At 69.2% G+C, this 13219-nt stretch carries 12 protein-coding genes; 8 read left to right on the top strand and 4 right to left on the bottom strand.

What is annotated here, in order from left to right; translation table 11 throughout:
* Nucleotide 1: 1 nt before the first annotated feature.
* Nucleotides 2-1126 carry an acyltransferase family protein gene (locus tag O9K63_RS13805; RefSeq protein WP_277238733.1) on the bottom strand — a complete coding sequence of 375 codons (1125 nt, stop codon included), beginning with the start codon at nt 1124-1126 and terminating at the stop codon, nt 2-4.
* Between the two features lie 101 nt (nt 1127-1227).
* Here O9K63_RS13805 and O9K63_RS13810 point away from each other — a divergent pair, with 101 nt between their 5' ends.
* Nucleotides 1228-1644 (top strand): hypothetical protein, encoded by a 417-nt coding sequence (locus O9K63_RS13810; RefSeq protein ID WP_277238735.1) that lies wholly within the window; start codon nt 1228-1230, stop codon nt 1642-1644.
* 76 nt (nt 1645-1720) lie between these two features.
* Here O9K63_RS13810 and O9K63_RS13815 read toward each other — a convergent pair whose 3' ends face one another.
* Nucleotides 1721-2977, bottom strand: coding sequence for an NAD(P)/FAD-dependent oxidoreductase (locus tag O9K63_RS13815; protein WP_277238737.1), 1257 nt, complete (start codon nt 2975-2977; stop codon nt 1721-1723).
* A gap of 197 nt (nt 2978-3174) precedes the next feature.
* On the opposite strand from O9K63_RS13815, the gene O9K63_RS13820 reads away from it, so the two are divergent.
* Genes O9K63_RS13820 through O9K63_RS13840 form a run of 5 tightly spaced genes read left to right on the top strand, consistent with a single transcriptional unit; the run spans nt 3175 to nt 7768 of the window.
* Nucleotides 3175-4383: an ABC transporter substrate-binding protein gene (locus O9K63_RS13820; protein WP_277238739.1), complete on the top strand. Its 1209-nt coding sequence runs from the start codon at nt 3175-3177 to the stop codon at nt 4381-4383.
* Nucleotides 4384-4390: 7 nt separating this feature from the next.
* On the top strand, nt 4391-5257 hold the full coding sequence (locus O9K63_RS13825; protein ID WP_277238742.1) for a branched-chain amino acid ABC transporter permease: 867 nt from the start codon (nt 4391-4393) through the stop codon (nt 5255-5257).
* On the top strand, nt 5254-6285 hold the full coding sequence (locus tag O9K63_RS13830) for a branched-chain amino acid ABC transporter permease (RefSeq protein ID WP_277238744.1): 1032 nt from the start codon (nt 5254-5256) through the stop codon (nt 6283-6285). Before O9K63_RS13825 ends, O9K63_RS13830 begins: the two co-directional genes overlap by 4 nt.
* On the top strand, nt 6285-7064 hold the full coding sequence (locus tag O9K63_RS13835) for an ABC transporter ATP-binding protein (RefSeq protein WP_277238746.1): 780 nt from the start codon (nt 6285-6287) through the stop codon (nt 7062-7064). The genes O9K63_RS13830 and O9K63_RS13835 overlap by 1 nt, the downstream gene beginning before the upstream one ends.
* Nucleotides 7061-7768 (top strand): ABC transporter ATP-binding protein, encoded by a 708-nt coding sequence (locus O9K63_RS13840; RefSeq protein WP_277238748.1) that lies wholly within the window; start codon nt 7061-7063, stop codon nt 7766-7768. The genes O9K63_RS13835 and O9K63_RS13840 overlap by 4 nt, the downstream gene beginning before the upstream one ends.
* A 25-nt stretch (nt 7769-7793) precedes the next feature.
* Here the strand turns inward: O9K63_RS13840 and O9K63_RS13845 are convergent, their stop codons facing one another.
* Together O9K63_RS13845 and O9K63_RS13850 are read right to left on the bottom strand one after the other, a co-directional pair.
* Nucleotides 7794-8699 (bottom strand): glycosyltransferase family 2 protein, encoded by a 906-nt coding sequence (locus O9K63_RS13845; protein ID WP_277238749.1) that lies wholly within the window; start codon nt 8697-8699, stop codon nt 7794-7796.
* On the bottom strand, nt 8696-9622 hold the full coding sequence (locus tag O9K63_RS13850; RefSeq protein WP_277238751.1) for a glycosyltransferase family 2 protein: 927 nt from the start codon (nt 9620-9622) through the stop codon (nt 8696-8698). The genes O9K63_RS13845 and O9K63_RS13850 overlap by 4 nt, the downstream gene beginning before the upstream one ends.
* Nucleotides 9623-9997: 375 nt before the next feature.
* On the opposite strand from O9K63_RS13850, the gene O9K63_RS13855 reads away from it, so the two are divergent.
* On the top strand, nt 9998-10798 hold the full coding sequence (locus O9K63_RS13855; RefSeq protein WP_277238753.1) for a sulfotransferase family protein: 801 nt from the start codon (nt 9998-10000) through the stop codon (nt 10796-10798).
* Nucleotides 10799-10832: 34 nt separating this feature from the next.
* On the top strand, nt 10833-13094 hold the full coding sequence (locus O9K63_RS13860) for a catalase (RefSeq protein WP_277238755.1): 2262 nt from the start codon (nt 10833-10835) through the stop codon (nt 13092-13094).
* Nucleotides 13095-13219 lie beyond the last annotated feature (125 nt).

The raw sequence follows: 13219 nt of genomic DNA on the forward strand, positions 1-13219 counted from the left end.
CTCAGCGGCCGACCGTGAGGGTGGTGGACGCGTGGTGGTCCCACTCGCGCTGCGCCATGGCCGCGCCCGGGGCCGGGACGGGGACCGCCGGGCCGACCATCGGGATGCGGGCCCGGGCCAGTCGCAGGCCCATGGCCGGTTTTTCCACGTAGCGCCATGAGGCGAGCGCGAGCGGGAAGGTGAGCGCCATCGAGGCCAGGGCGAAGCCCCACACCGGGAGGAGCGCGCCGAGGCCGAGCATCGCGAGCAGCTGCTGGACGGGGTAGCCGTAGATGTAGAGACCGAAGGAGGCGTCCTCCTCCGCAGCGATCTGCGTCCGCCAAGTCGAGCCGATGTGCAGCAACAGGTACGTCAGCGGGATCGGTGTGGCGGCATGGAGGAGCGTCTCGGAGGTGAACCCGGCGGCCAGGACGGTCACCGCGGCGAGGCCGGCCACCGCGTGGGAGGTGCGGATCCGGTGACGCAGTGCGTAGGCCAGGACGCCGGCGAAGTAGAAGGAGAGCAGTCGCAGGCTGTCGTTGACCATGTGCGCCGGGCCGTCGAGGTCCGGGACGGCCACGTAGGCCAGCGGGAGGACGGCGACGACGGCGCCGGCAGCCAGGGCGAGGTTGCGGCGCACCCAGAGCACGCCGAGCAGCACGCCGCACACGATGTAGGCGATGAACTCGTGCATCAGCGACCACAGCGAGCGGTTCCAGTTGGCGCCCTCCGGCGAGGCCGCCAGGGTCTGCCCGATCTCCCGGTCGACGATGACCAGACCCGCGTTGTTGCGGATGTAGGCGAGGGCGTCCCCGGGGTCCCAGCTGACGCCGCTGAGCAGCGCCCCGAGCGGGGAGAAGAAGAGGGCGATGACGACCAGGCAGGCCCAGAATCCCGGGAAGATGCGCTGGGCGCGACGCGTGATGTAGTGGCGGAAGTCGTGGCGCAGCCGGCTGCCGGCGATGAGGAAGCCGGACAGCGCGAAGAAGCCGTTGACGCTGTTGGCCCCGATCCAGTGGAAGATGGTGTCGCCGTACCCCCCGATCGTCCACGAGTGGGCGAGGATCACTGCAGCCGCGAGCACGAGCCGGACAGCGTTGAGGGAGTTGTCGCGTCCGGCCAGCGCGGATCCGATCGTGCTGGCCATGCGATGATGGTAACGAAAAGATAACGGCGTCGCAGGAGGAGAGACCACCTGCGGAGCCGGCGCGTCAGCACCTGGCGCGACCTCGATCGAAGGAGAGACACATGAAGCTCAGCCACATCCCCCTGCGCCTGGCCACCGGAGCCTTCATCCTCAACAGCGGGCTGTCCAAGCGCAACCTGCCCCCGGAGGCGGCCGGCGCCCTGCAGGGCATGGCCGCCAACGCGGTCCCCCGCGCGAAGGAGATGGAGCCGCAGGTCTTCGGTCGCACCCTCAGCACCGGGGAGATCGCCCTCGGCGCCGCGCTGCTCACCCCCTTCGTCCCCTCGGCCCTCGCCGGCGCCGCCCTGACCGCGTTCGGCGGGGGGCTGATCCAGATGTACCTCAACACCCCCGGCATGACCGAGGAGGGCTCGCTGGTCAAGCCCACCCAGGACGGCACCGCCGTCGCCAAGGACATCTGGCTGGTCGGCGCCGGTCTGGCCCTGCTCATCGACGGGCTGACCTCGAAGAAGAAGTAGCACCGGGGCCGTTTCCCGCTGCGACGAGGGCACCGCGCACGCCACGTGCGCGGTGCCCTCGTCCGTGCGGGGTCCGTCAGCGCAGGGGGTCGAAGGGGGTCAGCTCCGGCGCCGGACGGCCGGTCACCATGGTCTTGGCCAGGAGCTGCCCGGTGGCCGGGCCCAGGGTCATGCCCCACATGCCGTGGCCGCCGGCGATGTGCACGTGCGGCGACTTCGACGCGCCGATGAGCGGCAGGCCGTCGGGGGTGCAGGGGCGCGACCCGACCCACTCGTCCCGCCGGTCGTCGAGGTCGACGCCACTGAGGAAGGGGCGGGCCGCCTCGACGACCGCCTCGACGCGCCGATGGTCGAGCGCCGCCTCCGGCGGGCGGAACTCCATCATCCCGGCCACGCGCAGCCGATCACCCAGCGGCGTGCAGGCCACCCGCTCGTTCGGCAGGTAGATCGGCCCGTGCGGGACGTGGTCGATCGGCACGCTGAAGCTGTAGCCCCGGCCGGCCTGGACGTGGGTGCGCACGCCGAAGGGGCGGGCCAGGTGGTCCAGCCACGTACCCGTGGCGACGACGACCCGGTCGAAGGTCTCGGTGCCCCCTCCCGCGATCGCCAGGCGGACCCCCTTCGCCTCGTCCGTGATGCCGGTGACGCGCGCGCCCTCGCGGACCTTGCCGCCGCGGGCACGCACGGAGTCCGCGAGCGCCTGGACGTACTCGATGGGGTTGAGGTAGCGCTGGCCGAGCAGGCGGATGCCGGCCCCGACCTCGTCGGAGAAGGTCGGCTCGATCTCGCGCACCTGGTCGCCGGTGAGCTCCTCGAAGCCGACGTCCTGGCCGGAGGCGGCGATGTGCTCGAGCTCGGTGAGCAGGAACTCCGTCTCGGACCTGGTGCGGTACCCGGCGATGAACGAGGTCGCCTCGTGAACCGGTGAGCTGACGCCGCCCGCCTCGAGGGCGTCGAAGGCCGACAGGGCGCACTCGTTGATCGGCACGAGCGAACGCATCGAGCGGGACCAGCGGCGCATCGTGCTGTTGCGGGTGAACGTCGCGAGGAAGCGCAGCAGACGCGGGTCCGCGGTCACCGGGACGTAGACGGGCGACGAGGGGGAGACGACGGCCTTGATGCCGTAGGAGAGGACCGCAGGGTCCGGCAGGGGCGTCGACAGGCCGGGGGTGATCCACCCGGCGTTGCCCCACGAGGAGCCGGCCGCCACGCTGTCGCGGTCCAGGACCTCGACCTCCACGCCGTGCTCCTGGAGGAACCACGCGGTTGACAGTCCGACCATGCCGGCGCCGATGACGGCGACCTTCGTGGGAGGGGGAGTGGGGGAGTTCATCGCGTCCTCTCGACAGGGGCCCGGGGTCTCCGGCGGCCCACCGATCCACTGTGCCGCAGATCACGTCGCCGTGGCAAAGCAGGGCGCGCCCCTCGGGGTCGGCCCATCTGTTGACAGCGCACGCCGGCTTCCATAACCTCGGTCCACACCTGAACTTGAACCCGAGTTCAGGGCGCATCTCAACGAGGAGAGACACGATGGCTGCAGCTTTGTCGAACCGCACGATCCGCTGTGTCGCCACCATGGCCAGTGGTGGTCTGGTGGCCACCCTGGCAGCGTGTGGAGGCGCGGGAGGGGGCGGTGGCTCCGACTCCGGCACGATCACCATCGGGTACTCCGCCGGCATCAGCGGTGGCGCCGCCGAGTACGGCAAGAACGTCCAGAACGGCCTGCAGATGGCCATCGACGAGGTCAACGAGGAGGGCGTGACGGTCGATGGCACCGAGTACACCGTCGAGCTCGAGAGCCTCGACGACCAGTACCAGCCGGGGACGACCGGGACCAACGCCCAGCGACTCGTCGAGCAGGACGGCGCCACCGTCGTGTTCATCCCCCACGCCGGTGGGATCAAGGCGGCGCAGGAGCTGAACTCCGGACGCACCGAGTTCCTCATCGGTGCCTACAGCTCGGACCCGGAGATTGTGGAGGGCGGCAACCCGCTCACCGTGATGATCCCGCCGTCCTTCACCAGCTACATCGACCCGTTCATCAGCAAGGTCGACACCCAGGGCAAGGGCAAGCTGGGGCTCCTGGCCACCTCGAGCGAGTTCGGCCAGCAGTGGACCAAGGCAGCGACGGCAGCCTGGGAGGACGCTGGTGGCGAGGTCATGGCGAACAACAACATCAACTACGGCACCGTCTCCGACTTCGCCGGCCCGGTGTCCAAGACGCTGTCCGGCAACCCGGACGTGATCCTCGTCGGAGGGCCCTCGCAGCCCACCGCCATCATCATCGAGGAGGCGCGCAAGCAGGGCTATGACGGCTCCTTCATGATCCTCGACCAGGCGAAGTTCGAGGAGATGGAGGAGTTCACCGACCCGAAGAACCTCAACAACTCGGTCGGGATCGCTCCGCTGACGGCGTTCGAGGGCACCGAGGACTTCATCTCGCGCTACCAGGAGAAGTACTCGTCGGACAAGCCGGTCAACGCGGACATCGCGCTGAACTACCAGGCGCTGCCGATCTTCATCAAGGCGATGGAGACCGCCGGGACCGTCGACGACCCGGCTGCCATCCGCGAGGCCATCGGCGAGAGCATCGACAAGGTCGACCCGAAGTTCCGGGTGGCCTTCGCGCCCGACCGCGTCACCGACAACGGGCACCTCCTCGCGGACGACCTCCAGGCGGCCTACCGCAACGAGCAGGGACAGTACGAGTCCTTCCCGATCGACCAGCCCAAGGAATGAGCAGCGGATGACGCTCTTCATCCAGCAGCTGATCAACGGCCTGGCGCTGGGCGGCATCTACTGCCTGGCCGCCGTAGGGCTGACCCTCGTCTTCGGGGTGCTGGGCTTTCCCAACCTCGCCCACGGCGCGCTCTTCATGCTCGGCGGGTACTTCACGTACTCACTGCTCGTCGACGTCGGCCTGCCCTACGTGGTGGCGATCGTGTGCGCTGCGCTCGTCCTCGCCGTCGTCGGGGTGCTCTTCGAGCGGCTCATCTTCCATCCGCTTCGGAAGGCGCCGCACACCCACCACATGATCGCGACGATCGGCGTGATGTTCTTCCTCATCGCCGTGGTCCAGGAGGTCTGGGGCACGGGCTTCCTGCGCATGGACTCCCCCTTCGCCGGTCGGATGACGGTCGTGGGGGCGCAGATCTCCTCGCAGCGGGTCATCATCATCGTGACGGCCATGGTCGTGCTCATCGCCCTGACCTGGTTCCTCAAGAAGTCCGTCCACGGCCAGGCGATCGAGGCCGTCGAGCAGGACCGCACGGGTGCCACGCTCGTCGGGATCAACCCGGGCGTGGTCTCCATGGTGACCTTCGCGGTGTCCTTCGCGCTGGTGGCCGTCTCGGCGGGACTGGTCGCGCCGATCCAGCTCCTCTCGCCCACCATGGGCGAGTCGCTGAACCTGATCGTCTTCGCGATCATCATCCTCGGTGGGCTGGGTTCCCTCCCCGGGGCGATCATCGGCGGTTTCGTCATCGCCATCGCCGAGGTGATGGCCTCGACCTACATCTCCGTGGCAGCAGGTGAGGCGGCGATCTTCATCCTCCTCATGGGCGTCCTGGCGGTCAAGCCGACGGGACTGTTCGGAATGGTGGAGCAGCGATGATGGAGAAGATCAACCCCCGCCTCCTCGGCGTCGCGCTCGTCGCGCTCGCGCTGCTCGCGGCGCCGCTCGTCCTCAACGACCAGCCCTACCTGATCCGGGTGACCACGACGGCGGCGATCTACGCGATCGCCGCCTACGGGATGAACATCATCCTCGGCCTGACCGGGCAGCTGTCCCTGGCACACGGTGCGTTCTTCGGTGTCGGTGCCTACATCGTGGGACTGCTGACGACGGACCACGACTGGTCCTTCTGGGGCTCCTTCCTGCTCGCCATCGTCGCGACCACGGCCCTGGGGTACGCCTCGGGACTGATCGCGTTGCGGACGCAGGGTGCGTACTTCGCGATCTTCACGATGGCCCTGGGCTTCCTCATCTTCATCGTCGTCACCCGGTGGGAGTCGGTCACGCACGCCCACTCGGGCGTGAGCGGCGTGAAGTACCCGGAGAACATCGGGCCGATCGACTTCACGCAGCCGACGACCATGTACTACTTCGTGCTGTTCATCCTCGGTGGTGCCGCGTACACGACCCACGCGCTGCTGCGGTCCAATGCGGGCCGCTCCCTCGTGGCCATCCGCACGTCCGAGGACCTCGCCCGGTCCATCGGGGTCAACGTCGCCGTCAGCAAGCAGCTCGCCTTCACGGCGTCGGCCGGCATCGCGGGGCTGGCAGGTGGTCTCTTCGCCTCCCTGACCGGATTCATCGGTCCCGACTCGGCCGCCATCGACGTCACCTTCGAGTTCCTGCTCTTCCTGCTCATCGGTGGCATGGGGACGGTCATGGGCCCGGTCATCGGGAGCCTGCTCGTGGCGTTCCTCTTCGAGATGCTGCAGGACCTGCAGTCCTACCGGTTCATCGTCCTGGGGCCGATCATCGTCCTGCTCGTCATCTTCGCGCCGAAGGGGATCGTCGGGTACCTCAACGACCTGATCCCCGCCCGTCGCCGACGGCGGCAGCGTGCGGCGGCACGGGCAGAGGACGCGCACGAGGCGACATCCGCCACCCGGACGAAGGAAGAGGTGCTCTGATGCTGCTCCAGGTACGCGGGCTCAGCAAGAGGTTCGGTGGCCTCGACGCGGTCAAGGACGTCGACTTCGACGTCCCGGAGGGGCAGATCACGGCGATCATCGGGCCCAACGGTGCCGGCAAGTCGACGCTGTTCAACCTGCTGGCGGGCTTCTACCGACCGACGTCCGGGACCGTCACCTTCGACGGCACGGACATCACCGGCATGAAGCCCCACCGGACGGTCCGTGCCGGGATCGCGCGCACCTTCCAGACAACGCATCTCTTCGACGGCGCCACGGTCCTCGAGAACGTCCTGGCCGCGTGTGTCGTGCGGGGCAGGTCCAACCCCCTGGACGCGGTGTTCCACACGCCGCGGTACCGGCGGGACGAGCGGGCGAGCCTCGAGAAGTCGATGGAGGAGCTGGAGTTCGTCGGCGCCGCCCACCTGCGCGACGAGCTCGCCTCGACCCTCCCGCAGGAGACGCAGAAGCGGATCTCGATCGCCCTCGCCCTGGCCACCGAGCCGCGCCTGCTGCTCCTGGACGAGCCGGCCGCCGGGACCACCGATGAGGAGACCGAGTCCTTCGGCGAGCTCATCCGGCAGATCGTCCGGCGCGGGATCACGGTCTGCCTCGTCGAGCACAAGATGTCCATGGTGATGGGCCTCGCCGACCAGATCGTCGTCCTCGACCACGGCCAACGCATCGCCCTGGGCAGCCCGGAGGAGATCAAGAAGGACCCGCTCGTCATCGAGGCCTACCTCGGGGCCGACGCGAGCACGACAGGAGCCTCATCATGATGACCATCACCGGGCTCAGCGCCGGCTACGGCGCCGGGAACGTCCTGCACTCCGTCGACATCACCGTCCCCGCCGGTGAGCTGACGGTCATCCTCGGGTCGAACGGCTCCGGCAAGTCGACGCTGTTCCGCACCGTGAGCGGGGTGCTCCGCCCGACCGGCGGCCGGATCGAGTTCGCGGGTGAGGACACCACGAGGAGCAGCACGGCCGCGCTGGTGCGCAAGGGGCTGGCGCACTGCCCGGAGGGGCGACACCTCTTCCCGCGCATGTCGGTGGAGAAGAACCTCGTGCTCGGTGCCTACGCCGGCCGTCGGCGCAAGGACCGCGTCCGCACGCTCCTGGAGCGGACCTACGAGCTGTTCCCGGTGCTCAGGGACAAGAGCAAGCAGTCCGCGGGGTCGTTGTCCGGAGGCCAGCAGCAGATGGTGGCCATCGGTCGTGCCCTGATGTCCGACCCGACGATGCTGATCCTCGACGAGCCGTCGATGGGTCTCGCACCGCTGGTCACCCAGCAGGTCTTCGACGCCATCGTCGGGATCAACCGGGAGGGCATCGGCGTGCTCCTGGCCGAGCAGAACGCGACGTCCGCCCTGCGCATCGCCTCGTCGGGCTACGTCATGGCCGAGGGCCGGGTCGTCCTGTCGGGCGCGGCCGAGCAGCTCGCGGGGGATCCCGCCGTGCAGCAGGCCTACCTCGGGGTGTGACGCCCGGCCGCCGACCCGGTGGTGATCAGACGAAGGGGGGTCGCCCCAGGCGGGTCATGGTGGCCACCGTCCGCCAGCCCAGCGGTCGACGAGCGGGACGGGTCCGCCACGCCTCCCGGTACCCGGCGAGGACGTCACGCAGTGGCTGGCACCGCACGGCGCAGACGACCGTCCAGATGAGCAGGTGCGCCACGAAGAGCGGCAGCGGCAGCGACCGCCAGGCCATCCACAGACGGTTGCGGGCGAGGAACCACATGTAGCGGGAGTGCCGCGACGGGGGCGTCCGGGGGTGGAAGGCGGCCAGGTCGGCGGAGTACCAGATGCCCCAGCCGCGATCCATGAGGCGCCAGGCCAGGTCCGACTCCTCCATGGCGTAGAAGAAGCGGGGGTCGAAGCCGTCGACCCCCTCGAACGCACTCGTGCGCACCGCGCAGGCCGCGCCGATGAAGTGGGTGACCTGGCCCGAGCGGTGTGCCGAGCGTCGGCCGACACGGGGGACGTGCCGCCGTTGCGTCCGGCCCGTCTCGTCGACGATCCGCATCGCCATGGCGCCCAGGTCGGGGTCCTCGTCGAAGCGCTCGAGGACCGACGCCAGGTGGTCCTCGCCCTGTAGCTCCGCGTCGTCGTCGAGGAAGACCACGACGTCCGCATCGGTCGCGGCGACGCCGATGTTGCGGCCGGCCGGGACGCCGACGTTCTCCGGCAGCACGATCAGCTGGTCGGCCGGGTCGAGCTGCGGTGGGCGGCCCCCGTTGACCACGAGGACGAGGTGCGGGTCCACGCCGCGCTGGGCGCGGACGGAGGCCAGCGCCCGGGCCAGCTCGGGACGATCGCCCTGGGTGAGCACCACGACGGTGAGTCGGGGGCGAAGGGGGCGGGGCACCTCCTCCCACGGTTCGACCTGCTCCCTCACCAGGGTCGCGCTGGTCACGCCCCCACCTCCACGCCTCGGGGGATCCGGGCCACGCACCGGGCGGCCTCGCGCGCCTGCCGACCGGCGGGGAGCCACCGGCCCGCCCGGGCCAGGTCGAGGGCCGAGCGTCCGGCGAAGTAGACCGAGTGGGCCAGCGCCCGCCGCACCGTCGGTGCGCGGCGCGACGGAGGGATGTGGGTGGAGATCACGTCGATGGCCTGCACGCGTTCCCGGACGTTGGCGCCGGTGCGCACGAGTGTGGAGGTGTGCGAGGCCTGGTGGCGGCGGTATCGGGCGAGGACCTCGTCGACGAAGAGCACGGGGCCGTGTGCCGCCAGGCGGGTCCACATCTCCCAGTCGGCCGCGTGGGGGAGGTCCGTGCGGTAGCCGCCGACCTTGGCGTAGGCCGAGCGTCGCACGACGATGCCCGGGGCGCGCACGCGGTTGGACACCGCGAAGGTGTCGAGGGCCTCGGTCCAGATGCCCGTCCCGTGTCGGTAGGACCGTGTGGTGTAGAGGTGGTTGCCGTCGGCGTCGATGTCCTGGGCGCGGCAGACGGCTGCGACTGCGCGGGAGGGCAGCAGCGCCTCCTCCATGGTGGTGTAGAAGCCGGGAAGGATCTCGTCGTCACCGTGGAGCAGGTGGACGAGCTCTCCCTGGGCGAGGGCGATGCACCGGTTGAAGGTCGCCACGGCGCCGCGGTTGGGTGAGTGGCGCACGTAGCGCACTCGTCCGGCTCCGACCTGCTCGACCACCCGGTCGGGGGCGTCGTCGGAGGCGTCGTCGACGACGATGATCTCGGCGTCGTCGCGGTGCCCGAGCTGGGCGACCACCTCGGGCAGGGCCCGGGCGAGCAGGTCGGCGCAGTCGTGGACGGGGATGACGACGGACCAGCGAAGGGGGGTCGGGTCCACCGTCGCGACGGTCGGGGTCGGGGCCATGCAGCAAGGTTCGACTCCCGGGGCCAACTCGAGGTGAACCGTTCAGGTGCAACAGGTGTCGGTTCGTGGACCCTTTCGTGCACCTGTCCGTGAGTGGCCGTCTCGGGTACTCACGCCTGCCTACGGTTGCCGCGTGCTTGCTGCCGGTGAACCTGCTGACGATCAACCACCTGTTCGGGGCCGCGATGCGTCTCGATGAGGCCCCCGAGTTCATCGCGGAGCAGGCCGACCAGGACATTGAGGAGTCCCGCCCCGAAGCCACATCAGGCCTGGGTGGCGAGAGTTCGCAGGACGTTCACAGCGCGTTCGCGGGGTCACGCACATGGGCCGGTCTAGAGTCGAATTTCCTTCTGCACGAGACACATCGGGACTTGCATGCCTCTTCCTAATTTCCTCATCGTCGGTAGTCAGAAGAGTGGGACGAGCTGGCTCCACCGCAGTTTGGGCCGCTCGAAACACATCTTCGCCTCGCAGGTGAAGGAGCTGAACTTCTTCAACCAGACGGACTTCGACGCACCCGAGAAGCTGGCCGCCTTCCGCGAGCACTTCCCGAAGCAGGACCTGCCCGGGGTGGAGTACTACCTCGAAAGCACGCCGCACTACTTCCGGGCTCGTCCGACGACAGCCAGGAACATCCGCTCCCTGCTGGGCTCGCCGGAGATGGTCGCGGTCTTCCGGCACCCGGTCGACCGGTACGAGTCCGCGTACATCCACCACATGATGAGGGGGCGCTTCCCCTACACCCCCGTCATCGACGAGCTCACGGACGAGTACTCGGTGCTCTCCCTCGGGCGGTACGCCGAGGCCCTGGAGAGCTGGTGGAGCATCCACCCGCAGCTCAAGCCCATGCTCTACGACGACCTGCTGCGCGACCCGCTGGGCTTCGTCACCGAGGTCATGGACCACCTCGGGTTGACCTCCGACATCACCATGGACGACGTGACCTTCCGCGCCAACGACAAGACGAGGAAGAAGTCGCGGCTCGGCTCCGAGTGGGAGGAGATGCCGAGTCTGGACCCGGGGCTGCGCCACCGGCTGCAGGAGGAGTACGCCGAGGACACGCGCCGTCTCGAGGACCTCCTCGGCCGCGACCTCAGGGCGTGGCAGGAGGGCGTGGCAGGAGGGGGTGGCCAGCCGGTAACCGCGACGGTCGGCTCCCGGGCGCAGGAGTTGTGATTGACGTCGGTCGGCGCCGGGTAGGGCACGGCACATGGATCCCACAGAGCCTGGTGAAGCGAAGAAGGAGACGGTCTCGAAGGGGGCCGGCGGGGCAGCGCCTGCCGATGAGGTGCCCGGCGTCCCCGGAGCCGCACCAGCCCCGGTCGATGAACCCGTGGACCCCCGGCCGCCACTGCCGACGAAGTCCGATCAGGCCGCGCCGAGGGGGGTCACGCCGACGGGAGCCGAGACCGGGACCGGACCCGAGGCAGCGGCACAGCAGGGCGCGTACCTGACCACGTCCCAGGGGGCCCGGCTGCGGGACAGTGACCACTCCCTCAAGGCCGGGCGTCGGGGGCCGACCCTCTTGCAGGACCACCACCTGCGGGAGAAGATCACCCACTTCGACCACGAGCGGATACCGGAGCGGGTCGTGCACGCCCGGGGCGCCGGAGCGCATGGGGTGTTCGAGGGGTACGGCAACGCCGGAGACGTCACCACCGCAGGCTTCCTGGCCGCAGGCAAGAGGACCGACGTCTTCGTGCGGTTCTCCACCGTGCTCGGCTCGCGCGGTTCGGCGGACACGGTGCGCGACACCCGCGGGTTCGCGACCAAGTTCTACACCGAGGAGGGCACGTTCGACCTGGTTGGCAACAACATGCCGGTCTTCTTCATCCAGGACGGGATCAAGTTCCCCGACGTCGTCCATGCCGCCAAGCCGCATCCGGACCGGGAGATCCCGCAGGCCCAGAGCGCGCACGACACCTTCTGGGACTTCGTCTCACTGCACACCGAGGCGCAGCACCACACGATGTGGAACATGTCCGACCGTGGGATCCCGCGCTCGTACCGGATGATGGAGGGCTTTGGCGTCCACACCTTCCGGTTGACCAATGCCGAGGGCGTCACGTCCCTGGTGAAGTTCCACTGGAAGCCCAAGCTCGGGGTGCACTCCTTGACGTGGGAGGAGGCCCAGATGCTCGGCGGCATGGATCCCGACTTCCACCGCCGGGACCTCTACGACGCCATCGAGTCCGGCGCCTTCCCCGAGTGGGAGCTCGGGATCCAGGTCTTCCCGGACAATGACGAGGAGACCTTCGAGGGGATCGACCTGCTGGACCCGACGAAGATCGTCCCGGAGGAGCTCGCGCCCGTTCAGCGGATCGGCCGGATGACCCTCAACGCGAATCCGACGAACTACTTCAGCGAGACCGAGCAGGTCGCCTTCCACGTCGGTCATCTCCCGCCGGGGATCGACGTCACGAACGACCCTTTGCTGCAGGTCAGGTTGTTCTCCTACGTCGACACCCAGCTCACGCGTCTCGGCGGCCCGAACTTCTCGCAGCTGCCGATCAATCGCCCGCACGCCCCCGTCAACGACATGCTGCGCGACGGGTTCGGTCAGCAGGGTTCTCACGCCGGTGTGGCACCGTACACACCCAACTCCCTGGACGGTGGCTGCCCGCTCTTCGCCGGTTCCGATGTCCCCGCATTCGACGACGTGCCGGTGCGTGTGGCCGAGGACAGGAAGGTCCGCGCCAACCCGGCCTCCTTCGAGGACCACTTCAGCCAGGCCCGGCTGTTCTGGAACAGCATGACTCCGGTGGAGAAGGAGCACATCATCCGCGCGTACACCTTCGAGCTGGGCAAGTGCTACGAGCAGGGGATCAAGGAACGGCAAGTGCAGCAGCTGGCCAACATCGACCCGGTGCTCTGCGCCGAGGTCGCGACCGGTCTGGGGCTTCCCGCGCCCGGGCCCACCGTCCCTCTCACCGACGAGGCACCCAGCCCGGCGCTCTCGCAGGTCGCAGGGGAGTGGCCCCCGGACGGCAGGACGGTAGGGATCCTGCTCGACCCGAGCGGGGATCTCGAAGGGCTGGATGAGCTGCGGCGAGCCGTCTTCGCTGCCGACATGGTTCCCCTGCTCATCGCGCCGCACGGCGGGACGGTGGCCGGTCTTCCTGTCCAGCGGACCTTCGCGACCGGTCGCTCGGTCGAGTTCGACGCACTCCTGCTGGCTGGCTGCCCGGCAGCGGCCCCGGACGCCATCGCTGCCCGCGACGAGAAGGCCGGCAGGGCGGAGACCTCCGCGCTCGACCCGCGCGCCCTGCTGCTGCTCGAGGAGTGCTGGCGGCACGGAAAGGCCATCGGCGCGTGGGGTGCAGGCCTCAGGGCACTCGAGCAGGCCCGGCTCGAGGGCACGAGCGGAGTGGTGACCGACGAGAGCGCCGACGCGGTGTTCACCGCAGTTCAGGGGCTCATGAAGGGGCACCGGGTCTGGGAGCGGTTCCCGTCGTCCGCCGACGTGGGGTGACGGACGTGAGTTCGTTGACGTAGCGCAGTATTCGTGTTTACGGTGTAAGCGCCGTTGTTCAGTGCGCTGGCCGCGGGGAGAAATGGTCCTCGCTCGGGCAGGCGCATGCGGGATGCCGGGAGATT

The sequence above is a fragment of the Janibacter cremeus genome (genome assembly GCF_029395675.1).
GTDB classification, from domain to species: Bacteria; Actinomycetota; Actinomycetes; order Actinomycetales; family Dermatophilaceae; genus Janibacter; species Janibacter cremeus_A.

Coding starts and splice junctions, on each gene's coding strand:
- O9K63_RS13860 (WP_277238755.1), top strand. CDS start 10,833: ATGGATCCCACAGAGCCTGGTGAAGCGAAGAAGGAGACGGTCTCGAAG.
- O9K63_RS13840 (WP_277238748.1), top strand. CDS start 7,061: ATGATGACCATCACCGGGCTCAGCGCCGGCTACGGCGCCGGGAACGTC.
- O9K63_RS13825 (WP_277238742.1), top strand. CDS start 4,391: ATGACGCTCTTCATCCAGCAGCTGATCAACGGCCTGGCGCTGGGCGGC.
- O9K63_RS13835 (WP_277238746.1), top strand. CDS start 6,285: ATGCTGCTCCAGGTACGCGGGCTCAGCAAGAGGTTCGGTGGCCTCGAC.
- O9K63_RS13830 (WP_277238744.1), top strand. CDS start 5,254: ATGATGGAGAAGATCAACCCCCGCCTCCTCGGCGTCGCGCTCGTCGCG.
- O9K63_RS13805 (WP_277238733.1), bottom strand. CDS start 1,126: ATGGCCAGCACGATCGGATCCGCGCTGGCCGGACGCGACAACTCCCTC.
- O9K63_RS13810 (WP_277238735.1), top strand. CDS start 1,228: ATGAAGCTCAGCCACATCCCCCTGCGCCTGGCCACCGGAGCCTTCATC.
- O9K63_RS13815 (WP_277238737.1), bottom strand. CDS start 2,977: ATGAACTCCCCCACTCCCCCTCCCACGAAGGTCGCCGTCATCGGCGCC.
- O9K63_RS13855 (WP_277238753.1), top strand. CDS start 9,998: ATGCCTCTTCCTAATTTCCTCATCGTCGGTAGTCAGAAGAGTGGGACG.
- O9K63_RS13850 (WP_277238751.1), bottom strand. CDS start 9,622: ATGGCCCCGACCCCGACCGTCGCGACGGTGGACCCGACCCCCCTTCGC.
- O9K63_RS13820 (WP_277238739.1), top strand. CDS start 3,175: ATGGCTGCAGCTTTGTCGAACCGCACGATCCGCTGTGTCGCCACCATG.